The following is a 23,961-nucleotide window of genomic DNA, read 5'->3' as shown; positions in this document are numbered from 1 at the left end:
GGATATTATTTATTTTCTTTATAAATTAAATGGATAATGATTTCATGGGTTGTCAACTGTTTTTTGCTATAACACTGTTTATGTTAGATACTGCTATGAGTGAGAGTGAATCGCGCAGGATATCTCGATTTGTCAAAATTCCATGTTTGATAAAAATCAGAATAAGTAACGTCCTGTTAATTAGGATACGAGCCGGAGTGGTAGAAGGGTGAACATAAAAGCATCGCTGTTACTTTTTTCGCTCTTTCTGGCTAATGATACTCTGGCTAAAACCTACTATTTTGTCGGTACCAGTTTCCCGCTTATTCTGGAAAAGAGTCAGCAAGGCGAAATTCGAGGCTTAGGTGCTGATATCGCCAAAGTAATCGGTCAAAAACTAGGCCATCAGATAGAAATCGAAATCTATCCTTTTAGCAGAGCCTTACGAATGATTGAAACGGGTAGAGCAGATGGCTTTATAGGCCCGTATAAATCGGAAGAACGGGAGAAGTTTATGATTTTTACGCAATCACACTTCTACCAGGATCCAATGGCATTTTATGTTCGAGAGGAGAGCGATTTTGAATGGGATGGGCATTTGTCATCATTACAAGGTAAGAAGATAGGCCTGACCCGAGGATGGAGTTTTGGCTCGGAGTTTGATCAATACAAACCTAAGCTCAATATCTTTGAAGTGGAAAATATCGATGCCAGCTTTAGAATGTTGCTATTTGATAGAATTGAGCTCTTCGCCAGTCACCCCAGGGCCGCCAATCGGGTAATTGATAAACTTAATATCAGAGAACAGGTTAAAATGATCTTGCCACCAATTATTGTCAATAAAGGCTATTTTGGTTTTTCCAGAAAGCGAGATCTGGGCAGCTTTATCGAGCAGTTTGATTCCGAGCTCAATAGGATGATTATCAACGGCGATATTCAAAGAATGAATCAAGCGTACGACCTATACTATTCATCAAAACCTCAAAAGTGACATATTTTTCTATACCTCGGGCATTAGTGTCGTAAATCGAGTGCAGTGGTGTCTTGTGGCTGAAATCAATTTTGGAAGGGAATAACTATGTGCAAACGTCTCTTGTGCTATCTGATCAGTTTAGTGATGTTTGCTCTGCTATCAGCCTGTTCAGACGAACCTCAATCAAAAGACGTTCAAAAAGAGCCGGTTCAGAATAATTTCAAGTCTACGTCCAGCAGTACAGTTGCTGAATCAATCGGGTATGAAAGCCATTTACCCTTTAAGTTGCTGGATATCTCTGAACAGATGTATGGTGATGTAAATGCTATCGCTGTGAAATTCAGCCAGCCGCTTAAGTCGGAACAACTGTTTACCAGTTTGATTAAAATTCAACCTCACTTGCCTGATCCTGTTTTAAGTAAGGACGGACGCACACTGTTTTTTACCGGTATTGAGCCAGAAAAAAGCTATCAGATTGTAGTAGATCAGCAGATTTTAGCGAATCAAGGGCAGTGGCTACCAGAAGCCAGTGAGAAAACACTAAAAACACGCGCCATGCCTGCAACAGTCAACTTTGAAGTTAATGGTGCCGTGATGGTGCCCGGGAAAGTTGATGCTTTGCCCGTGATGTCTGTTAATGTGCCAGAAGCAGACCTTGAGCTATATCGGGTCAGGTCTGATTCCATGTCTCGATTTTTCAGCGAGTACCAATATCTGAAAGAGGAGTGGTACTCCAGTGCCAATATGGAGCCCTTTCTGGAACACGTTTACAGTATGAAGCTGCAATTGGGAGAGAAACGTAACCAGCGCTATAAGAATAACATTCCTTTACGGGATATCCCCGCCGTTCAACAACAGGGGATCTATCTGGCTATGATTCGTCAGGCCGGTCGTTTGAGGTTTCAGGATTCAACCTGGTTTACCCTGTCATCAATAGGCCTTCAGGTACGAGAGTTCAGTCAACAGCTTTATTTTATTGCCCAGAATATTGCGACCGGTCAGACATTGGCGAACACTGAAATCCGTTTGCTGGGTTATAACGGTGAATTGCTGGATTCCGGTATAACCGATGCTTCGGGGTTGTGGAGCAGGCAAAGCCAGTGGGCGGAGAATAAAGAGCCTCAGTTGGTATTGGCGCTGAAGAATGGTCAGGTTACGGCGCTGCAATACCACAGAGCCTGGGTTGATCTCTCGGCTTTTGAGCTTAATAAAACGTCCTATCAGTCCGTTGAACACCTGATATTGGCTCCTCGAAATATCTACCGTCCAGGTGAACTATTTTCTGGCGCAGTGTTAAAACGCGCCCATGATGGCGGTTTATTAGGCGGTGATATCAAGCTAAAAGTCCACCAGCCTAACGGCGATGTAGTTGCGGAACAAATGCTGTCTGAACAGGGTATTCCTGGCTACTACTCTCTGAATTATCAATTAGCTGATAATGCCCCCAGTGGAACCTGGCAGCTTGAGGTTTCCAGCCCTGAGTCTGAGCAAGAGATCCAATGGTTCGATTTTCTGGTAGAAGATTTTTTGCCGGAGAAATTACGTTTAGATGTTGAAGGTGGCTTAGATCATATAGCGTTGTTTTCTGCTAATCAGTTACCTGAACTTCAAATTACTGGTGAATATCTGTACGGAGCACCTGCCGCAGGCAATAAACTGGACAGTACGGTTACTATTACGGCTTGGCATCAGCCGCTGGAGTCATTGGCTGATTACTATTTTGGTCTGCCAGACAAAGAGGTTTTACATACGGTTTTCCCTCAAGCGCAACGTTTGAATGATGACGGTAAAACAGGATTAAAGCTGACAGAGAAGGACTATGCCTGGTCTAAAGCCAATACACCGCTAAAACTCAGTTATAGCCTAAGTTTGTTTGAACAAGGGGGCAGGGCGATTAATCGTGCTACCTATGCTCTTTATTGGCCAGCCGAAAGCTTTGCAGGTGTGAAACCGGGTTTTGATAATCATATCTCTGCTAAAAACAGTGAAGTCTTCTTTGACCTTATTCGGGCGAACGCTCAAGGTGAATCTCTGGGCAGTGGCTCAATCCAATTAGAGCTACATCGTATCGAGGAGAACCATTTCTGGAGTTATACCCAGCAGCGGGGGTGGTTCCATGAAGTAGAGCGCAATGAATATCAGATTGCAGAACAACAAGTCGCTCTATCTGAAAATGAGCCTGCCCGAGTGACTCTTCCAGTAGAGTGGGGTAAATATCGTTTAGAACTGGTGGATCAGATATCAGGTACCCGGACAGTTTATCCGTTTCAGGCCGGTGAGTCCTGGTTTAACGAGTGGATGGCCAGTGATCAGTTAGCACGCCCGGATAGAGTTAATCTTGCGTTGAATAAGGATGCTTATCTTCCTGGTGATGAGGTGACAGTGCGTTTAAATGCCCCAACAGAAGGACGGGCATTAATTCTATTGGAAACTGACCGGGTGTTATTCTCTCAAGAGGTCACGCTAAAAGATAAGAAAGCGACGTTTACCTTTAAAGTTCCGGAGAACCTGGATCGGCATGATGCCTATATCAGTGCCTTTGTTATAGCGCCAACAGATGATAATGATAAGTTCAGAAAACGCAGTGCAGGTTTTGCCCATTTACCTCTGGATCGCTCAGCGCGACAACTGAATATGGTTATGGATCTGCCTGAACGTCTGATACCGGAAAGTGAAAACACGCTTCAGGTTACCGTGACAGATAATGATGGCAATGCTTTTAACGGCGAGGCCTGGATCAGTCTGGCAGTCGTTGATTCCGGGATTTTAAGTGTTACCGGTTATGCTATGCCGGATCCATTTGAGTTCTTCTATTCGCCGAGAAGCTATGGAGCCAACTGGCGTGACATGTATGCTGACGTCGCCGAGCAAACGTTATATAAGGCAGCAGGTGTGCGCTGGGGTGGTGATGGTTTGCTGGCTCGTGGAGGGCAGCGGCCTGACGTAGATGTCAAATTACTGAGCCTTTTTAATGAGCCTGTTAAAGTAGTAAATGGCAGTGCAAAGCTGGGTTTTAATCTCCCCGTGTTTGATGGTGAAGTCACCTTGATGGCAACAGCTTTTGCCGGTCATTCATTTGGTTTAGAACAGCAATCAGTGAAAGTGGTTTCACCGGTTGTCGCCGATCTGGCCCGTCCCCGTTTTCTGGCTAAAGGTGATCAGAGTCAGTTGACGTTTGAGCTGACGAATACCAGTGAGCAGGCGTTAGAGATTGACGTCGCATTGAGTGTTTCCGGAGCTATTTCAACAACTGCCTTAGAAGCCGTTTCAATATCCTCACAAGCAACCAAGGAACCCCAAGAAAGTGAAGTATCCCAAGAAACAAAAGCGATAAAACAGGTTGTGAAAGTTCGCCTGATGCCGGGTAAACGTCATATTGTACCTGTATCTGTTACCGCTAATTCTATCGGACAAGGCCATATTCAGGCTGAGATCACGCTGAACGATCCCGTTTCCCCTGATTCTGAGTTAAACAAACGCATGCTACAACGTCACTGGTCCGTGTCGGTACGTAGTGCCGTACCTGCTGTTTATCACTCTTTTATGCAGGCTTTGGACGATGGTCAAGGCCTTGCCTTTCCAGCTGATCAGCTGAAAGGCTTCCAGCCTGACAGTGTCCAGGCTCAGCTTCGAGTCAGTAACGTTCTGGGATTAGATAAGCAGCGCCATCTGGATTTTTTACAGAACTATTCTTATGCCTGTCTGGAACAGACCACCAGTAAAGCCAGTACACTGTTATATCAAAACGATTATTCCGCTTTTAAGGCCGCGATGACCCGTTTGGCGGAGCTACAGCATGAAAATGGGGGCTTTGGTCTCTGGTATCAGCAATCTCCAGAGCAGCATTGGTTGACCGTGCACACTACTGACTTGATGTTAAGACTCAAGAAAGAAGGCTATCTATTACCTGATGGCCTCTTGGATACGGCATTAAAACGGGTTGAAAACTATGCTTATAGCTATCATTCATCTCGCCGCAATGCCTATTACGACTCAGCATATCGACTGTATGCTGCTTATGTCTTGGCAAAAGAGGGGCGTATCTCCTTGGGTAAAGTCCGTGGTTTGATTAAGGATCATTTGAGCTACGGTAACGGTGCTCTTGCCGGAGTATTGGCAGGTTATGCTCTGATTTATACCGGTCAACAAGCGGAGGGGAGTGATCTGATTGTTCAGGCTCTGTCACAGGAGCGAGAGCACTATTCCGGTGACTATGGTTCCAAAATTAGAGATGAAGCGCTGACCTCGGCCCTGATCTTTGAAGAGGGAGCCGTTAAATATCTCGATAAGGACAGCAGAGCTTTACTGGAGAAAAAACTACGAAATTTGGTGATTCAGGTTCAGCAGGCCCGCTATTTGAGCACTCAGGAGCATAGTGCATTATTACGCCTGGCGATTCAGTTGGAAAAGCGCTCGGCTAAAGCCTGGCAAGGTACTTTGGCACAATCGGATCAGTTAACTTTATTGCAAGCCAGGAAAGAACGAATAGTTGCTTTGGACAGGGCACAGCTAAAGGATACCCGCTTCATCTACAGAACTAATGACAGTCAGCATGAGAATAACCAACACACCGATGTGCTGTACGCGTCCTATAACTGGACGGCTTTGCCTGAGGGAGAACCGCAGTCTTTCGATCAGGGGATTGCGGTACGTGCCAACTACTTTAAAGTGGAAAATAATCAAGCCTTACCTTTGGCGGAGCAGGATCAACTTCAATCTGGTGATTTGGTTCTGACACATGTCAATCTGCGCAGCCATAAAGACCTGACCGATCTACTTGTCTCGGCGTTGTTGCCAGCGGGACTTGAGCTGGAGAACCAACAGCTCAAGCACGCGATTAAGCTGGAAGGTATTACCTTGGAAGGTCAGACAGTACAGACTCGAGCGCAACTGGACTATGAGGCTTATCTGGATGATCGTTATGCCGCTGTGTTACAGCTTTATAAAGGAGAAGAGGCTGATCTGTATTATCTGTCCCGAGTGGTAACGCCTGGGCAGTATCGGGTCCCCCCGGTTCTTGCTGAATCCATGTATCAGCCTGATATTCGTGGCCAGGGTGTCGGATTGCCAATGATTAATATTATCCCTTGATACGGTTAATCCAGAACCCAGGCACTTTGACGCCTGGTTAGGTTAAGTACGGAACATCTTGAACACACTGAAGAAAACGCTGGCAGTTATGGTGGTAATAACGCTTCTGCCAGCGTTATTATTTTCCGCTGCCGACAAGCTTTGGCCATTGACTCTGCCTGGTAGTGACCGACAACCTGCTTCAGTGGTGCTTGATCGTCACGGGCAGCCATTACGCTATTTTGCTGACCAAGAGGGTATCTGGCGTCATCGGGTATCCGTTGATCAAGTATCTGATGATTATTTACAGGCATTACTTGCCTATGAGGATCGATTTTTCTATCAGCATCCCGGTATTAATCCACTCAGCTTACTGAGAGCATTGGGACAGTTTGTGCGTCATGGTCGGGTAATCTCCGGCGGTTCTACGTTGACTATGCAGGTCGCGCGTATTCTTGACCCTCACTCACGCAGTGTTGCAGGCAAACTCTGGCAGATGTTCCGGGCTTTACAGCTAGAACAGCAGTTAAGCAAAGTGCAAATTCTTGAACTGTACCTGAATTATGCCCCATTTGGTGGCGTGTTGGAGGGGATTCAGGCAGCCAGTTTCCATTACCTAAGTAAACCAGCTCACCGCTTACGTCCTGCAGAGGCAGCTTTAATGGCTGTTTTACCCCAAGCACCATCACGCTATCGTCCTGATCGTTATCCTCAACGCGCGGAAGAAGCCAGGAATAAAGTGCTGGACCGATTATCAGAACAGGGTGTGTGGGATAAACCGAAAGTACTGCGAGCAAAGCAGGAGCCTGTAGATATTCGGCCAATGGATAATCCTTTGGTTGCCCCTCACTTGGCTTATCGCCTTTATAAAGCAACGCCTGAAACCAGTGTGCATTACTCAACACTGGATCAGCAGTTACAGCTGCAGGTAGAGAGCCGTTTGGCGTATGGTGCTTCTGTAATGGGTAGGGAAGTCTCGGCGGCAGCTTTGGTGATCGATAACCGTAATCATAATGTATTGGCTTATGCGGGATCTGCAGACTTCCTGGCAAAAGAGCGGCAGGGACAAGTTGATATGGTGCAGGCAGTTCGGTCGCCAGGTTCTTCACTGAAGCCATTTTTATATGGCTTGGCCTTGGATAAATCCTTGATTCACAGCCAGTCTCTGCTAGCTGATGTGCCATTTGTCAGTCAGCATTATCAACCTGAGAACTTCAATCGTCACTTTTCAGGCCCTGTCAGTGCCAGCCAAGCGTTGCAGTTATCACTAAACCTGCCGTTTGTGCAGCTCATAGAGGCATATGGTGCACAAAACTTTATGAATCGACTATTGAGTAGTGGTATTGATCTGAGTGTGCCTGGTGGAGAAGGGAACCCTGCTATGATTTTAGGGGGGGCAGGCATTCAGCTGGAGCATTTGGTGCGTTTATACGCCAGCCTGGCTAATCAAGGTAAAGTCCCTGAGCTTAAATTTAGTTTATCTGAGGCTGACTCCGGTAAAGACAATAGCAGGAATACAAAAGATGATCGGTCCGATTGGGTGCATCACTTATCTGATGCGAAACAAACGCATCAGTTCCGCCATCTCTTGAGCCCTCAAGCGGCATGGATTACTTGGGACACCTTACGGGCAGTGAGAATTCCTACATCAGCGGGTGTAGATGCGGCAAGACGTTTGTCTGGTCAAATAGGTTGGAAAACCGGTACCAGCTGGGGGCATAGGGACGCTTGGGCTATAGGGGTCTCTCAGAACTATACTATTGGTGTCTGGGTTGGGCGTGCCGATGGAAGACCTATGACTAAGGGGCGTACGGGTTATAACACCTCCGGTCCGATTTTATTTGATCTGTTTCGCGCGATTAGTCCAAGAGTAAGTCCAGTCAAACAACCGGAAGGGATTCAGGAGCATGTTATTTGCTGGCCTGATGGTCGTTCAGAAGCCGTTGTAAGACAGTGTGACCAATCTTTTCTGGCACTGACTATCCGGGGTGTCACTCCAAGGACTTTGGATCTCAACCCTGAGCAACTGTTTTATGATCCGAGTCATACTATTTTACTGGATCAGAATACCGGGCTTAGAGTTAATCGGGCTTGTTTACAGGGGGAGGTTGAAAAAGCAGAGGTATCGCTATGGCCTGATTTTCTTGCACCATGGCTGCCGTCTGATAAGAAAGTACTAACACGCCTACCGGAGTGGGCAGGGCAATGCCTCTCTTATCTAAATGATAAACGTGATATTCACTTGTCAGGCGTGAAGCCAGGACAGGTTTTTCTGCTTAAAAAAGATAGCCTAGTTGTACCTGTTAAGCTGGAACAGGGCTTTGTCGCACGGCACTGGTATCTAAATGGCAATCGTATTGCTGGAAATGCTAGCCAAATAAAACTGAAGCTATCCCTGGAAACACCTGAGCATAATGAATTGCTGGTTATTGGTCAGGATGGATGGATGATAAGACTTCCATTCTATGTCTACAAACAAGATTAAGTGGGAGTCCTGTTTCAATGGTTTCAATGGAAAACAGGATAATAAAGCTGAGATAAGAGAGGTTTTTTTGCTTAATGTTTTTTAATTGGTGCAAAAATATCCAAGTGCTGAAATTAAACAAATTCTAATTGCATCTTACTGAAAACAAAGTGAAATTACTCTGATTAATAATTGATCAATTGCCTTTTTCTCGGCATACTAAATAAGAATGATGTATTTTAATTCCTACTAAATTGCTGTGAGATCAATATGTCTTGGAGAAACCTTTCAACCGCAAAAAAACTGAGTATTGGCTTTGGTATAGTCATCGTTTTGATGGTGGTGGGGGGACTAAAGGCAGTTGATACCTCATCTACTCTGGCCAATCTGACCTCGAAACTTTATATGCACCCTCTGGCCGTGGGAACCAGTATTCGCGAGATTCAAACCAGTCTGGTGGCGATTCATCGCAGTATGAAAGATATTGCCATGGTGAACTCTCTGGAGCAGATTGATGAAAATGTTAAGAAGGTAGATGGATACGCTCAAAGTGCTTATCAGCAGTTTGCCCTGCTTGATGAACGTTTTCTGGGTGATAAAAGTAAAATCAATCAAGCGAAGCAGCTCTTTGAAGATTGGGCTCCCATTCGTGACAAAGTCATTACCCAACGTCGAATCCAGCTGGAAAACGATGCCAATGAGGTCACCCGTGTTGAAGGTGCTCCTCATGTCGCAAAAATATTTAAAAGTCTCGATACTCTGATTGAGTTCGCTAATGGAAAGGCTCATGAATTTTACCTAAGCTCACAAAGTAGTGAGTTTGGTATTGATACCAGCGGCTTAGTAGAAAAGTTCTACAAGCACCCGTTTGCTGTCGCGACTACTGCCGTGTCCATTAAGGCAGATGCCATGACAATTCTTAAAGATATGAAAGATCTTTCAGTCGCAGGCTCACCAGAAGAGGTTGAACGTATAGCAAAGTTGGTTGCACAGCGATCAGAAGAAACGATTAAAAAGTTTGAACTGCTCAACGAACGTTTTCTGGGTGATAAAGCCCAGATCAATCAAGCTCGTACCTTATTTGTTGATTGGAAACAGATCCGGGATAAAGTGATTAAGATGCGTTTGGCTCAGGTGGCTGCAAACCCAGGAGAGATTACCCGTGTCGAAGGTGCACCTCATCTGGCTAAGTTGAACAATGCCCTGACCGAAATTCGTGATTTTGCTGACAACAAGGCTGTTGAATTTAACGATAACGCTGCCAGTACCGCCAGTACTGCTATTAATACTTTGCTGGCATTGTTCTCCGCTGCTGCACTAATTGGTATCGCCATTGCTGTTCTGGTTGCCCGAGGCATTTCAAATCCATTACAACAAGCCGTTAATGCGTGTAAGAGCATCGCTCAGGGTAATTTGACCACTAAAATTCCTGTAGGTGGCAAAGATGAAACAGGTCAGGTTCTTAATGCCTTGCAGGATATGCAAAATCAGTTAAGCCAGATCGTAGGTGAAGTACGATCCGGTGCTGATTCTTTGGCCAGTGCGTCTAAAGAGGTGAGTGCAACCTCTCAGAGCATGAGTCAATCCTCCACTGAACAAGCGGCTAGTGTAGAAGAAACCACGGCATCTATTGAGCAGTTGAATGCTTCTGTGCAGCAAAATGCAGAAAATGCACGAATTACTGACAGTATGGCAACACAGGCCTCCTCTGAAGCAAAAGAGGGTGGAGAGGCAGTAGGTCGCACTGTGAAAGCGATGAAAGAGATCGCTGATAAGATTAGCCTGATTGAAGATATTGCCTATAAAACGAATCTACTGTCGTTAAATGCAGCCATTGAAGCAGCCCGTGCTGGTGAGCATGGTAAAGGCTTTACCGTTGTGGCCGCTGAAGTACGAAAGTTAGCTGAAAATAGCCGTGTGACGGCCCAAGAGATTAATAAACTGGCTTCAAACAGTGTTTCTATTGCAGAAGAAGCAGGGCATCTGTTGGAAGCGATTGTACCGAGTATCAGTAAAACAGCGGATTTGGTACAGGAGATTGCAGCGGCCTCTGATGAGCAATCCTCAGGTGTGGCGCAAATCAATGATGCTATGTACCAACTGGATAAAACAACCCAGCAAAATGCAGCTTCTTCAGAAGAGTTGGCTGCAACATCAGAAGAACTGAGTGCTCAGGCAGAAGCATTACAACAAGCTGTTGCTTTTTTCAAGTTGAATGAGTCATCAAAGGCGATCAGCGAGCCATTGTCTTATAAAAAGCAGCAGAACAAGGACAAAGAAGACGACTTAGGCAACGAAGTCCACGAGATTTCAAAATCTCAACGACCTTCTTCACTAGCCAATAAAAGCTCTGTGGAAGATAGTCTATATGATGAGAAGGACTTTGAGCGTTTTTAAATAATACTTGATAGCGCATAGAGGCTTAATGCTGAACCTTATTGCAAGGCCAAGGTTTGGTGCGGCTATTTAAAGTACACATGGCTTAGGCTGAAACAATGTATCCAATAAGCTAATGTAAACAGCACTGCGATAAGGGAGACTGTTTTTATGTTCAAAAACTTAAGATTAAGCACTCAGGTGAGCTTAGGCTATGCGTTGGTAATGTTGATGTTGGTCGGTGTATCGGTTACCGCTTACTTTGGCCAATCAAAAGCGATTACTGGTTTTGATAGCTATCGTGAACTTGCCCGGGATGCCAACCTGGCTGGGCGAGTTCAGGCCAACATGCTTATGGTTCAGCTTTATGCAAAAGACTATATCCTGGAACACAATGAGCAGACTATTGCTGCGCTTAAGGAGCGTTTCTCTTTACTTGAAGATTTGGTAGCTCAAGCGGACAAAGAGATTCAAAAGCCTGAGAGAGCAGAGAAGGTTGATCTGGTTTTAGGCTCAATGGAGCAATATAACCTGGCGTTTGGAAAGATTGTTGCGCTGATGGAGCGAAGAAATAAAGTTGTTTACGAGCAGCTTGATCCAAACGGCTTGGCAATGCGTCAGGCTATGACCCGTATTATGGAATCGGCTTATCAGGATGAAGATCCGGAGGCTGCATTTCTGGCGGGACAAGCTCAGGAATCTCTTCTGTTAGCCCGTCTTTATGTGGCGAAATATCTGACCTCCAATATTCAAGCTGACGCAGACCGAGCACATCAGGAGTTAGATGGAGCACTGTCTCAGCGTATTGATAAACTGGATGGACAATTACAAAATCCTGAACGTCGCCGCTTATTGGAGCAATTTCTTCTAGCTAAAGAGGTTTATGCCAAGGCATTTGATGATATTAATCAAATTGTCATAGAGAGAAACAGAATCATTGCAGATGAGCTTGATCAAGTTGGCCCCCGAGTATCTGATGCCAGCGAAGAGGTTAAACTTTCTGTTCAAGCGGATCAGGACCTGTTAGGGCCTCAGGTCAAGAAAGATAATGAAACTACGATTTCAATCGTGATTTGGGTGTCAATCGCTGCGGTCTTCTTCAGCATCCTTCTCTCAATAATCTTAGTACGTGTGATTAAACGGCCTCTGGGTGGTGAACCTAGGGAGATGGAAAGTATCGCCAGAGAGATTGCAGACGGAAATCTGGCTTTTGAGTTTAACAACCAGAACCCTACTGGGGTTTATGCCGCTATGAAGGATATGGCGGAGCGTCTGAGTGATATTATTGATCAGGTTCGTAACAACGCGGATGCCTTAGTCAGCGCTTCACAGCAAGTGAGTGCAACAGCACAAAGCCTGAGTCAGGGGGCAACTGAGCAAGCGGCCAGTGTAGAAGAAACAACAGCATCTGTAGAACAGTTAAACGCTTCTGTTCAGCAAAACTCAGAAAATGCACGTATAACCGATAGCATGGCGACCACAGCCGCATCTGAGGCTAAAAAGGGCGGAGAAGCCGTGACAAGAACAGTTCATGCCATGAAGGATATCGCAGATAAGATCGGTTTAATTGAAGATATTGCTTACAAGACTAACCTGCTATCGCTTAACGCTGCCATTGAAGCAGCCCGGGCCGGTGAGCATGGCAAAGGCTTTACAGTTGTTGCGGCGGAAGTACGAAAATTGGCTGAAAACAGCCGAATTACCGCACAGGAAATTAATGAGCTAGCGACTAACAGCGTCTCAATTGCCGAGGAAGCGGGTAAGTTGCTGGATGAGATTGTGCCTAGTATTAGTAAAACTGCGGATTTGGTCCAGGAGATCGCGGCAGCTTCTGATGAGCAGTCCTCAGGTGTGGGGCAGATTAATAGTGCTATGTTGCAGCTGGATCAAACAACGCAACAAAGTGCGGCTTCTTCCGAAGAGCTTGCGGCTACATCTGAAGAGTTGAATGCTCAGGCAGAATCACTACAGCAAGCAGTCGCCTTTTTCAGGGTCAAAGAAAGTGGCCATCAAGCTGGGAAAAAGGCTGATCAGGCAGTGAACACACAACCTTTCAAACCCTTATCTAAAGCTAAAGTGGACTCTGCTTTTGATGATAGTGACTTTGAGCGTTTCTGAAACAAAGTTCTTTGTACTCATGCTTAGCAAATAAAATTTGAGTGTGGAAAGATTTTGGAGTGCTAAATGGGCAATATAGTTGCTGGACAACCTGGCTCAGTTGAAAGTGAAGAAACACTGCAGTACCTCACTTTTACTGTATTAGGTGAGCTGATGGCTATTGGAATCCTTGATGTCAAAGAGATTATCGAAGTCGGCAGTATGACCCGTATTCCAATGACGTTGGACTGCATCCGTGGCGTCATCAATTTAAGGGGCAATGTCGTGCCAGTGATTGATTTACGCTCACGTTTGGCAGACCAGCCTTCTGTGTTAAGTAAACGCAGCTGTATTGTATTGGTGCAGGTTAAGGTTGAAGAGGAGTATCAAACCATGGGGATGTTGGTGGATATGGTTAATGAAATTCTGGAAATTCCAGAAACCGATCTGCAAAAAGCCCCAGACTTTGGTACTGATATTGATAACGAATTCATTGATAAGATGGCGCGTTATCATGATGAATTTATCATCTTATTAAATATCGCCAGAGTATTTTCAATTGACGATCTTTCCGCAACGAAGGTTCAGCAACACCTGGCCTTGGATAATTTGTCGTAAGACAGTTAAAAGGCCTTAAACGGATTATCACTTTAGGCTTTATTGTGTGTATGTACTTGATATCTAGCCAGAAAAAACGGGAGCAAAAATGGACGGCGAATTGAAGGTTTATTTGGTGACGCCCTTTATCATTGCAGTACTGCTCGGGGCTGGAGCGGTTTTTTTTGACGCCTATATCCCTTATTTTGCGGTGCTATGGGCGGTTGCAGGGGCTGTCATAGGCTTGATGTTTTATAACAAGTTAAAACAGATTAGTACGCGTAACAGAGAGATTGAAATTGAGCTAAAAGAGTTGCAGCAGCAAAGTCAGGTGAATAGCCGCGTAGAAGACCAGCATCGTCAGGTCTGGGAGCAAATAGTTCCTGTTTGGCAAAGGCACCTGATTAGTAGTCGTGACTTGTCAGAAGGTGCGATTAATGAGTTAAGTGCGCGTTTCAGCCACTTAGTCACCCTAATTGTCGATACTCGTAACGTGGCACTGGCTCATCAGCAGACGGACAATGGCGAAGGCTTTGCCCATGATAAGAAGATGCTGACAACGTTTTTCAATCGTCTGAAAGATTACGATGCAGCCACTGATAAGCTATTTGACAAGATCGAGTCATTACAGGGCTTCACTAATGACCTTGATCAGATGGCACTGGCTGTTGCCAATATTGCGGAACAGACCAATATGTTGGCATTAAATGCTGCAATTGAAGCAGCCCGTGCCGGTGATGCTGGTAGAGGTTTTGCCGTGGTTGCTCAGGAAGTGCGTGAACTCTCTTCCCAATCCGGTGGTACTGGTGAGCAGATCGCTCATAAGGTTAGTGAAGTAAAAGCTGTAATGGGTAATATCCTGGAGTCTGCCAACAAAGCAAGAGACCAGGAAGATGAAACCTTGGATCAAGGTGAGTCCTACATCAATGAGGTTATTGAGCATCTGGAGAATCTTGCCCGTGAGTTGATTACAGAAGGCGAAAGCTTATTGCAGGTCAATCAGCAGATTCAACAACAGATCGAGCAGGTCCTGGTTGAACTTCAGTTTCAGGATAGAGTAAGTCAGATTTTATCTCAGGTACTGACCAGTATGGACAGTCTTTCCGTACAGTTACGTCAGGCCAGTGAAGATCACTCGATGACGATTGATGTGAATGGTGTGTTGGCGCAGATGAAAACAAACTACACCACCGTAGAAGAACACCGTCAGCATAATCCCAAAGATACGCAGGTTGATAACGAATCTGCGGCAGGTGGCTCAATTAACTTTTTCTAGTATTGGCTTGAGTGCTCGGTGTAGTGGATCACTCCGGTTTGATTGTGCTTTGTGTTCAGTATTAACAGAGCAAAGCACCGTATTCCATTTCATGTTTTAGAGTAGGTTTTAATAATGGCAAAGACAATTCTGGTTGTTGATGATTCCATGTCTATCAGGCAGGTTGTTAGCATCGCCCTGAAAGGGGCGGGGTACGATGTGATCGAAGCCTGTGATGGTAAAGATGCTTTGGCAAAAATGACGGGGCAAAAAATTCACCTGATCATCAGTGATGTCAATATGCCTAATATGGATGGTATTACTTTTCTAAAGCAGGTTAAGGCCAGCCCGAAATATAAGTTTACCCCAGTGATTATGCTGACTACAGAAGCGGGTAGAGACAAGATGGCAGAGGGCAAGGCGGCAGGTGCAAAAGCCTGGGTGGTTAAACCCTTTCAGCCACCTCAGATGCTGGATGCAGTGGCCAAACTGGTTTTACCTTAACGGTTATCTTAATCAGTTACTTAAACATGTCTGCGTTTAAAAAACGCGCCATGTTTTTAACAACGTCATCAACCGTAAACCTGCAGGAGACAATCTGCCCCATGAGCATAGACGTCGAGAATAATAACGGTGTATGCCGAGTGGTTGTCAAAGATGAAATGACCATTTACACGGCTGCTGCCATGAAAACTGATCTAATGGATCAGCTGACTCGTTGTGATGAACTGGAAATTTCTCTGCAAGATGTCAGTGAGATGGACAGTGCAGGTTTACAACTTATGCTACTGCTGAAAAGTGAGGAACAAAAGCTCAAGAAAGAGCTGCGTTTTGTCAAACACAGTCAGGCAGTGATCGATGTTTTAGAGATTTTAGATCTGGTGGCTCACTTCGGTGATCCGATCGTTCTTCCTGCAGGAGAGGCTCAATAATGGTTGATGATATGAAGCTCACCTTTTTGCAGGAGTCCGAGGAGCTACTGCAACAGATGGAAGATGCTTTGTTGGCGATGGAGGAGGCTCCCGATGATGAGGAGCATCTGAATAGCGTATTTCGTGCTATGCATACCATCAAAGGGGCTGCTGGTATCTTTGGCTACGATTTTATCGTGTCCTTTACTCATCCTGTTGAAACGGTGATGGATCAGGTACGTAGCGGCAATCGCAGCGTCGATTCTGATCTGGTGGCGCTGTTGCTGGAGTGTAAGGATCATACCGCGAATCTGGTTCAGACGGTGGCATCCGATAATGAAGACAACGTGCCGGCAGAGCTGTTAGAGAACGGCTGTGAAATTTTGGCACGTCTGACCGGTGAAGGCAGTGAGAACAACAGTGTTAAAGGGGCCACACCTTCGGTAGCAGGTGCTAGTAGTCCTATTGAGGCAGAGCCTCAAAAAGCCACCCCCAATGATAACTGGGTTATCGCACTGGACTTTAAACAGGATGCACTGCGTAATGGCTTAGATCCTCTGTCATTTATTCGGTACCTGCAGCGTTTAGGTGAGATCGTTAACATCATCACCTTTACCCATGATATGCCAGCGGCTAATGAGATGGACCCCGAGACCTGTTACCTGTCGTTTCGTATCGCGTTGCACAGTGACTCAAATAAGGATGAGATTGAGTCGGTATTTGAGTTCGCAGTTGATGATTGTGATATTCGTATCCTGCCACCGCACTCCAAGCAGATAACCTATCTGGAATTACTGGAAGATGTTGAGCCTGAGAGCGTGCAGCGCTTGGGTGATATTCTGGTGGGTATCGGAGCGGTAACCCAACAGGAACTGGAAGGTGCGCTGAACGAGCAGGAAGCTATCATTGATGAGGCGGTAGCTAATCCAGAGCAGAAGGTTAAACCTCTGGGTGAAATTCTGGTTGAGCGCAATGTGGTTGCTAAGCCGGTGGTTGAAAAAGCACTGAAAAAACAGGAAGACAACCGGGAAAAAGCGTCCCGTGATGCACAGTATATCCGGGTTGACGCCAATCGTCTGGGCCAGCTGATCAACTTGGTAGGCGAGCTGGTGATCTCCAATGCTGCCGTTAAATTGATGGTAGATAAATACGAGATTCAGGAAGCCCAGGAAGTGGTCGCGGGAGTGGATAATCTGGTAGAAGATATTCGTGATCACGCCCTGCAATTACGTATGGTACAGATTGGGGATACCTTCTCTCGTTTTCGCCGCGTAGTACGGGATGTCAGTAAGGAGCTGAATAAAGATATCAAGCTGGTCATTACCGGGGGCGAAGCAGAGCTGGATAAAACCGTTGTCGAGAAGATTAATGACCCTCTGACTCACCTGGTAAGAAACTCATTGGATCACGGGATCGAATCACCGGAAGAACGTTTGGCCAAGGGGAAGCCGGCTCAGGGGGTGTTGCGCTTAAATGCATTGCATGATTCCGGTCATATTGTGATTCAGATTGCCGATGACGGAGCCGGTCTTAATGTGGAAAAAATCAGGGCCAAAGCAGAAGCGATCGGCCTGGTTAAACCGGATCAGGTATTGAGTCATCGTGAAACGCTGCGCTTGATTTTTGAACCGGGCCTGAGTACCAAAACCCAAGCCAGTAATTTATCTGGTCGGGGAGTGGGAATGGACGTGGTACGGCGGAATATTGATGCCCTGCGGGGCACGGTTGAGGTCGATAGCAGTGTTGATAAAGGCACTGTGGTGACCATTCATCTACCACTGACTCTGGCAATTATTGATGGCTTTATGGTTGGGGTTTCCGGTGAGCGCTATGTGATTCCTCTGAGTATGGTGGAAGAGTGCGTGGAGATAGATAATCATCAACTGGATGAACAACGCAGTTACGTAAACCTGCGCGGCGATGTAATGCCTTTCCTCCGCCTAAGGGAGTTTTTTGATGTGCCCGACGATGAAGTTGGCGATCACTCTGACCGAAGAGAGAGTTTAGTTGTGGTGCGTTTTGGTCGTACTAAGGCAGGTTTGGTCGTCGATCAACTGTTTGGAGAGCTGCAAACGGTAATTAAACCATTGGGCAAGTTGTTCCAGGGATTAAAAGGCATCAGTGGTGCTACTGTGCTGGGCAGTGGTGATATTGCCCTGATTCTGGATGTGCAGGGTGTCATTGGTTTAGCCAGTCAAAGAGGTGGCCATAAACAAGGGCTGGTGGATCATGCCTGATTTTTCAAATCAATATGAGGAGCATCTCTGTGGCTGAACTGATTACGGGATACAATATTGAATATGAAGAAACCAAGGAGAGTCATGATGAGAGCAACGCTCAATATCTGACCTTTCTGATTGCAGGGGAGACTTTTGCCGTTGGCATCCTGGATGTTAATGAAATTATTGAAGTCAGTGAGATGACCGACGTTCCTATGATGCCCGAATTTATTCGTGGTGTGATCAACCTACGTGGTGCTGTTGTGCCTGTTATCGACTTGGCTGCGCGCATGGAGCGAGGCAGAAGTGAGTTGGATAAACGTAGTTGCATCGTACTGGTTGAAACTCCGCTGAGTGATAACCAGTACCAGGTTGTGGGTATGCTGGTGGATTCAGTGAATGAAATTGTAGAAATTTCGCAGGACCATATCCAACCTGCCCCTGCCATGGGAGATGGTATCGATACCCGTTTTATCAAAGCAATGGGACGGGTTGATGAATTATTTTTTGTCCTGCTTGATATTGAAAATATCTTATCCAATGAGCAGATCACCAACCTGGAGCAGCTGAAGAGGATGCACCAGAGCTCAGCAACCACCCTTTAGTGAGATCAATTTGACAGATCGCACCTCCCTTTTACAGCCAGGGTGTCCCATTGGCATCAAAGGTAATACCAAGAGGCGTATTTTGGAAGGTTTCCAGAGTTTGAAACTGAGTTTTCAGCATGTCTGAGTCATCTCTATCTTCAACAGTGCCAGCTTCCATGCAGTCAACAGGTTATGGTGCTATAGAACCCATCTCTGAGGGGGAGTTTAATCGGTTTAGAGCTCTGATCTATGATGTGGCAGGTATTGCCATGTCGCCGGAAAAGAAAACATTGGTGGCTGGCCGTTTGGCAAAACGAGTCGCCCATTATTCTCTCAAAAATTTTAGCCAGTATTACCGATTAATACAGTCGAATAAATACCCAGAAGAGTTTCAGGTTATGGTGGATCTGTTAACCACTAACGAAACCTACTTCTTTCGTGAACCGCAACATTTTGATTTTTTGCGAGAACAGCTGAGTGAATATAAATCCTCGCACAGTCTGAGAGTCTGGAGTGCCGCTTGCTCTTCTGGTGAAGAGGTCTACAGTCTGGCAATGCTGCTGGCAGATATTATGGGTCAAAGCCCCTGGGAGGTTCATGGCTCTGATATCAGTTCTAAGGTATTACAGAGTTGCCGCCGGGGTATATATCCCCTGGCTAGAACAGGAAAAATGCCTCAGGCATTATTGCATAAGTACTGCCTCAAAGGTGTTCGTTCTCAAGAAGGGATGTTTTTAATTGACAGGTCATTGCGTTCTCGCTGTTACTTTCATCAAATTAATTTAATGGAGGCTTTGCCTGATATTGGATTATTCGATGTTATTTTTATTCGTAATGTCATGATCTATTTTGACAATCAGGGCAAGGTGAAGGTAATCAATCAGCTGTTAAATCATCTCAGGCCTGGGGGATTGCTGTTTGTCAGCCATTCAGAGACACTGCATGGCATTAGCAATAGCGTTACTATGCTGAAGCCATCCATTTACCGGAAAGTACTATGAGATTGGCCAGTCATGCTGGAAAGAAGCGTTTCATTATTGATCCCGGTGAATACTATGTCAGTGATGAAGATATAATTATTTCAACGTTACTGGGTTCCTGTGTGTCTGCTTGCCTTTGGGACCCGGTGAATCATATTGTCGGTATGAACCATTTTCTACTGGCGAATAAGCGTTATAGTAGAGATATACCCTTGATTGCATCAGAGGCGGGGCGGTATGGTATTCATGCCACGGAACTGTTGATCAATGCCATGCAGCGTAAAGGGGCCAATCGGCATCTGTTAAAGGCTAAAGCATTTGGTGGCAGTAATGTACTGATGGGCGTGAATCAAGGCGATAGTCATTTTGCCATTGGTGATGTGAATTGCCGCTTTATTACGGAATTCTTGAGCAATGAAAAGATTCCCTTGGTTAGCTCCAATCTTGGGGGTAACTTTGGCCGTATCATTCACTTTGCGGCTAATGATTTTTCAGTCTATATGAAACGTATCGGGCAATCAGAAGCACAAGGCCTCGCTAAAGAAGAGCGACGTTTTTACCAGCATGAGATATCCGAACAGGAAAGAAAGAAGAAGGAGAATTCGATACAGTTCTGGTAAAAGTATTTCAGATGCAATATAAACACGCCAACATGAATATTTCTATCCACTCCTGCCAGTGCCGGGGATGAAATAAAATCTAAATATCGAAAACCTGTATGCGAATGCGCAACACAATTTTTTAAAAAACTGTGAGCTGTTTGGTAAATAAAATTCAGATCGGGTGTTAAACGGGTGACCATCAAAGTTCTTATAGTGGACGACTCAGCAGTTGTCAGACAGGTGTTAACACGTCAATTGAGTGATAATCCCGCCATTGAAGTGATGGCTGTGGCACCTGATCCTATCTTTGCCATGAAAAAAATGGCGGTTCAGTGGCCCGATGTTATTATTCTTGATATCGAGATGCCCCGAATGGATGGTATTACCTTTCTGAAGAAAATTATGTCGGAACGGCCAACCCCCGTAGTAATTTGCTCTACGCTTGCGGGCAAAGGTGCTCAGGTGACGATGGAGGCGATGTCTGCTGGTGCGGTAGAGATCATCACCAAGCCCAAAGAGGGGCTAAAAGTTTTTTTGGAGGAGAGCAAAGCGCAGCTGATCAATGCAATTAAAGCCGCTGCGGCTGCCCGTATGCAGGCTGTAAATACAGGGCTGGCAAAAGTCAGGACAGAACATCCCACTAAACCTGCTCCCAAGTTAACAGCAGATGCGATTATTATGGCGTCTAAAGCACCAAAACAGTTTTTTGAGACGACTGACCGTATCATTGCTATAGGCACATCTACAGGCGGCACACAGGCTCTTGAGGCTGTTTTAACTCAGCTGCCCAGTCATGCACCAGGTATTGTGGTCGTTCAGCATATGCCGGAGCAATTCACCGCCGCTTTTTCAGAGCGTCTGGATCGTTTGTGTCGGGTTAATGTAAAAGAAGCGGAAAATAACGATAGGGTAATACCTGGTCAGGTACTGATTGCTAACGGTGGTAAACATATGTTGCTGCGACGTAGTGGCGCTCAATATCGCGTAGAGATCAAAGACGGTCCTTTGGTAAGTCGTCACCGGCCATCTGTTGATGTGCTATTCCGCTCAGTTGCACAATCTGCTGGCCCCAATGCAGTGGGTATTATTATGACCGGAATGGGGGATGATGGCGCCCGTGGACTGAAAGAGATGCACAATGCCGGAAGCCAAACCTTCGCTCAGGATGAGAAGACCTGTGTAGTTTATGGGATGCCTAAAGAAGCGGTTAAACTAGGTGCTGTAGATCAGATTGTTCCGTTGCAGCTGATTCCTGAGATTATTATGAAGGCCTACTCGTAGTGGTTTATGGGCCTGCGGCTAAGGCGCTAAATTCACAATACCATCCAGGAACTGCTGATCGAAGCCCTCGATATCTTCAATCTGCTGGTAATAGACGCCAGCCTGATCAAACATTTTGCACACGGCCTGAAAATATTTCTCATGGTTGTCACCTTCCTTTCTTCGCAGGTAAACCACTTTTGAGATACCAACCTGAATAATGGCCTGCGCACAGGAGTGGCAGGGAAATTGGGTTGCGTAAATGGTAGAACCTTCGAAGTCATTAAGCATGCAGTTGTAGATGGCATTCTGTTCAGCGTGAACGACGTAGGTATGTTTTGATTGCAGTACATCATCATCGTTATCAGCCCAAAAATCGGGATCATTATCGTCACAGCCAGTGGGAAGGCCATTGTAGCCAATACCGATCACTTTATTGTTCTTATCCGCAATACAGGCCCCGTTTTGGGTTTTGGCGTCCTTGGAACGAAAAGCTGACAGTACTGCAATGGACATAAAATAGCTGGGCCAGGAGAGATAGGATTCTTTTTTCATAACGGAGCCTGCCGATAATTCCTGTGTTCGATAGAAAGCGATAGATGGCTTTAGTTTTTAGCGTAAAACCTTTTTATGATCAAGTAATTACAATACTAATCATTCTTTTGTACCAGGCCAGAGTACTGCGCCAGTGCCCTCTGTTTGTAACACATCATCTGGATTTCGGATCGGACAATATTCCAATGACAGACAGCCGCAGCCGATACACTGATCAAGTTCATCACGCATCTGAGTCAGTTGCCGGATTCTCTCATCAATACTGCTGCGCCAACTGGCGGATATTTTCTGCCAATCCGCTTTGTTTGGAGCCTTATTGGTTGGAAGCTCTTTTAATACGGCCTTTATCTCTTCTAATGTAAAGCCCAGTTTCTGTGCTGTCTTAATTACGGCTACCCGTCGCAGAACGCCTCGGTTGTAACGTCGTTGATTGCCGTTATTACGCCAGCTGGTGATTAAGCCCTTTTCTTCGTAAAAGTGCAGAGTAGAAACTTTAACCCCGGATCTTTCTGCTACAGCACCGACAGACAGAGAGGATTGAGGCTTGATCTTTTTTACGGCTTTTGCCTCTTTTTCTCTATTGTCAGGTTTATTTCTGGCGACCATATTTCTATCCTTCAGCCTTTCAGTCAGTAACGATAAATTTCTCATATTCCCTGCTTGACCTCAAGTTAACCTGAGGTTTTAAAGTGACTTCCTGTACTTTATTTAACAGGAGCTTGACTATGTTTTTCTTGCAGGATGCTCGGGTTTACCGGCTATTAACTGGGCTTTTTTTCGAAGGTGTCTCTACGGGACTGTTCATGATGGCTTTGCCTTGGTTGATGCTAAAGCAAGGCGATAACGCCACCTTAGTTGCACTTATTGCCCTGGTCTGTACTTTGGCGTCATTTTTATTAACTCCGATCTTTTCTACTGCTATTGATCGCTTTTCCCGAAAATATGTATTGGTCTGTGTTCAGCTTGCTCAAGCCTTAACGGCACTCTTGCTGATGCTAGCTAGTCTCGATGGGGAAGTGTCGACTCTGATGATGGCAAGTGCTCAGCTGATCTATTGGGTGACTGTTGATCTCGCCTGGAACTGTACCGGAGCATTTATTCAGGAAAACTTTGTTGAAGAGGAATATCCCAGAATCAGTAGTTATCAGGAAGTATTGATGCAGGGCGTAATGCTTCTTTCAGGTGCCCTGGGTGTGTTTCTACTTGAACTTTGGCCGATACACTATTTTGCACTATTTGCCTGTCTGGCCGCTTCAATGGGGGCAATAAGCTATGCTCTTATGCCTTATCGCAGGAAGCTTCGTCATTATCATCAAAGAAGGTTTATTAAGCAGTTAACCGAGAGTAAGACCCTCTTTCTGAGACAGCCCAAACTTATGCTATTTTTGGCGATGTCATGCTTATCATATCCCGTGTTGATGTATCTGGTGAAGTTGGTCCCTATTTTTCTGGCTGATAAAGGTTTCAGTGGCGAGTGGTTTGCATTGTGGAAATCAAGTTATGGCTTTGGTGCCATGATGTGTGGTTTGGCTGTAGTGATGTTAATGACCCGGTTTTCCCATGAGAAATTAATGCTATCTGCTATTTTTACCATCGCCTTTGTGCTGTCTATTATGACGCTCGCACCTCTACCCTGGGTTCTGGTTGTGATGACATTACTGATAGGATTCTTTAATGCACTGAACCGTATTGCCCGGATTAATAAGATGAACCTGGTGATTGACACCAATGAAAGGGGCAGAATTGATGGCGGCTTGAAGATGTTTTCTACTTTGTCACAGAGTTTAGGCTATGTCGTTATCGCCTTTTTGGCTCACTGGCAGATTACAGAGTGGGGGTTTGCTGTGATCGCAATAGTGATGTTTTGCGCGGGGATCAGCATGCAGCGCTATATTACAGCATCAGATATTGCGGTACAGGAGCCACTGCGCTGTAATGATTGACCTGAGAAGACCTGAACCTGGAAGCTGATAGTGACTGAAAACAAGAATGCGGCCTTAAAAGCCGCATTCTTGTTTGATCTATCGTTTCACAGT

Annotated in this window: 17 protein-coding genes; 15 read left to right on the top strand and 2 right to left on the bottom strand. The window is 45.5% G+C overall.

The window, feature by feature from the left end:
• The first annotated feature begins 208 nt into the window (after nt 1–208).
• The 14 genes from H579_RS28165 to H579_RS0119155 all read left to right on the top strand — a co-directional run bounded on the left by H579_RS28165 (nt 209) and on the right by H579_RS0119155 (nt 21,391).
• Nucleotides 209–970 (top strand): substrate-binding periplasmic protein, encoded by a 762-nt coding sequence (locus H579_RS28165; RefSeq protein ID WP_051227949.1) that lies wholly within the window; start codon nt 209–211, stop codon nt 968–970.
• A gap of 87 nt (nt 971–1,057) precedes the next feature.
• The gene (locus tag H579_RS0119220; RefSeq protein ID WP_028302005.1) at nt 1,058–6,043 is read left to right on the top strand and encodes an alpha-2-macroglobulin family protein; all 4,986 of its coding nucleotides are present in this window, start codon (nt 1,058–1,060) and stop codon (nt 6,041–6,043) included.
• A 58-nt stretch (nt 6,044–6,101) separates the two neighbouring features.
• Nucleotides 6,102–8,507, top strand: a complete 2,406-nt coding sequence (pbpC, locus tag H579_RS26645; protein WP_051227946.1) for a penicillin-binding protein 1C — start codon at nt 6,102–6,104, stop codon at nt 8,505–8,507.
• A gap of 249 nt (nt 8,508–8,756) precedes the next feature.
• Complete coding sequence (locus tag H579_RS28160; protein ID WP_051227944.1) at nt 8,757–10,883, top strand: HAMP domain-containing methyl-accepting chemotaxis protein; 2,127 nt, start codon at nt 8,757–8,759, stop codon at nt 10,881–10,883.
• A 150-nt stretch (nt 10,884–11,033) separates the two neighbouring features.
• Nucleotides 11,034–12,980 (top strand): methyl-accepting chemotaxis protein, encoded by a 1,947-nt coding sequence (locus H579_RS0119205; protein WP_028302004.1) that lies wholly within the window; start codon nt 11,034–11,036, stop codon nt 12,978–12,980.
• A 66-nt stretch (nt 12,981–13,046) separates the two neighbouring features.
• Entirely contained in the window at nt 13,047–13,577 is a 531-nt protein-coding gene (locus tag H579_RS0119200) for a chemotaxis protein CheW (RefSeq protein ID WP_028302003.1), read from the top strand.
• A gap of 88 nt (nt 13,578–13,665) precedes the next feature.
• Nucleotides 13,666–14,832 carry a methyl-accepting chemotaxis protein gene (locus tag H579_RS0119195; RefSeq protein WP_028302002.1) on the top strand — a complete coding sequence of 389 codons (1,167 nt, stop codon included), beginning with the start codon at nt 13,666–13,668 and terminating at the stop codon, nt 14,830–14,832.
• Between the two features lie 114 nt (nt 14,833–14,946).
• Complete coding sequence (locus H579_RS0119190; protein WP_028302001.1) at nt 14,947–15,315, top strand: response regulator; 369 nt, start codon at nt 14,947–14,949, stop codon at nt 15,313–15,315.
• A 101-nt stretch (nt 15,316–15,416) separates the two neighbouring features.
• Nucleotides 15,417–15,743, top strand: coding sequence for an STAS domain-containing protein (locus tag H579_RS0119185; protein WP_028302000.1), 327 nt, complete (start codon nt 15,417–15,419; stop codon nt 15,741–15,743).
• Nucleotides 15,743–17,959, top strand: coding sequence for a chemotaxis protein CheA (locus H579_RS0119180; protein ID WP_028301999.1), 2,217 nt, complete (start codon nt 15,743–15,745; stop codon nt 17,957–17,959). The genes H579_RS0119185 and H579_RS0119180 overlap by 1 nt, the downstream gene beginning before the upstream one ends.
• 29 nt (nt 17,960–17,988) lie before the next feature.
• Nucleotides 17,989–18,546, top strand: a complete 558-nt coding sequence (locus tag H579_RS0119175; RefSeq protein ID WP_211224758.1) for a chemotaxis protein CheW — start codon at nt 17,989–17,991, stop codon at nt 18,544–18,546.
• A 119-nt stretch (nt 18,547–18,665) separates the two neighbouring features.
• The gene (locus tag H579_RS0119165) at nt 18,666–19,529 is read left to right on the top strand and encodes a CheR family methyltransferase (protein WP_084624237.1); all 864 of its coding nucleotides are present in this window, start codon (nt 18,666–18,668) and stop codon (nt 19,527–19,529) included.
• Complete coding sequence (locus H579_RS0119160; RefSeq protein WP_028301996.1) at nt 19,526–20,128, top strand: chemotaxis protein CheD; 603 nt, start codon at nt 19,526–19,528, stop codon at nt 20,126–20,128. The genes H579_RS0119165 and H579_RS0119160 overlap by 4 nt, the downstream gene beginning before the upstream one ends.
• Nucleotides 20,129–20,302: 174 nt before the next feature.
• On the top strand, nt 20,303–21,391 hold the full coding sequence (locus H579_RS0119155; protein WP_028301995.1) for a protein-glutamate methylesterase/protein-glutamine glutaminase: 1,089 nt from the start codon (nt 20,303–20,305) through the stop codon (nt 21,389–21,391).
• An 18-nt stretch (nt 21,392–21,409) separates the two neighbouring features.
• Here H579_RS0119155 and H579_RS0119150 read toward each other — a convergent pair whose 3' ends face one another.
• Together H579_RS0119150 and soxR are read right to left on the bottom strand one after the other, a co-directional pair.
• The gene (locus H579_RS0119150) at nt 21,410–21,925 is read right to left on the bottom strand and encodes a deoxycytidylate deaminase (RefSeq protein WP_028301994.1); all 516 of its coding nucleotides are present in this window, start codon (nt 21,923–21,925) and stop codon (nt 21,410–21,412) included.
• A gap of 99 nt (nt 21,926–22,024) precedes the next feature.
• Nucleotides 22,025–22,531 carry a redox-sensitive transcriptional activator SoxR gene (gene soxR, locus H579_RS0119145; protein ID WP_084624236.1) on the bottom strand — a complete coding sequence of 169 codons (507 nt, stop codon included), beginning with the start codon at nt 22,529–22,531 and terminating at the stop codon, nt 22,025–22,027.
• A gap of 119 nt (nt 22,532–22,650) precedes the next feature.
• Here soxR and H579_RS0119140 point away from each other — a divergent pair, with 119 nt between their 5' ends.
• On the top strand, nt 22,651–23,868 hold the full coding sequence (locus tag H579_RS0119140) for an MFS transporter (RefSeq protein ID WP_051227941.1): 1,218 nt from the start codon (nt 22,651–22,653) through the stop codon (nt 23,866–23,868).
• Nucleotides 23,869–23,961 lie beyond the last annotated feature (93 nt).

Source organism: Oceanospirillum beijerinckii DSM 7166 (genome assembly GCF_000422425.1).
In the GTDB taxonomy this organism is placed as follows: Bacteria; Pseudomonadota; Gammaproteobacteria; order Pseudomonadales; family Halomonadaceae; genus Oceanospirillum; species Oceanospirillum beijerinckii.
Note: the sequence above shows the minus strand (reverse complement) of the source record. Positions and strands in the feature narration are given on the sequence as shown.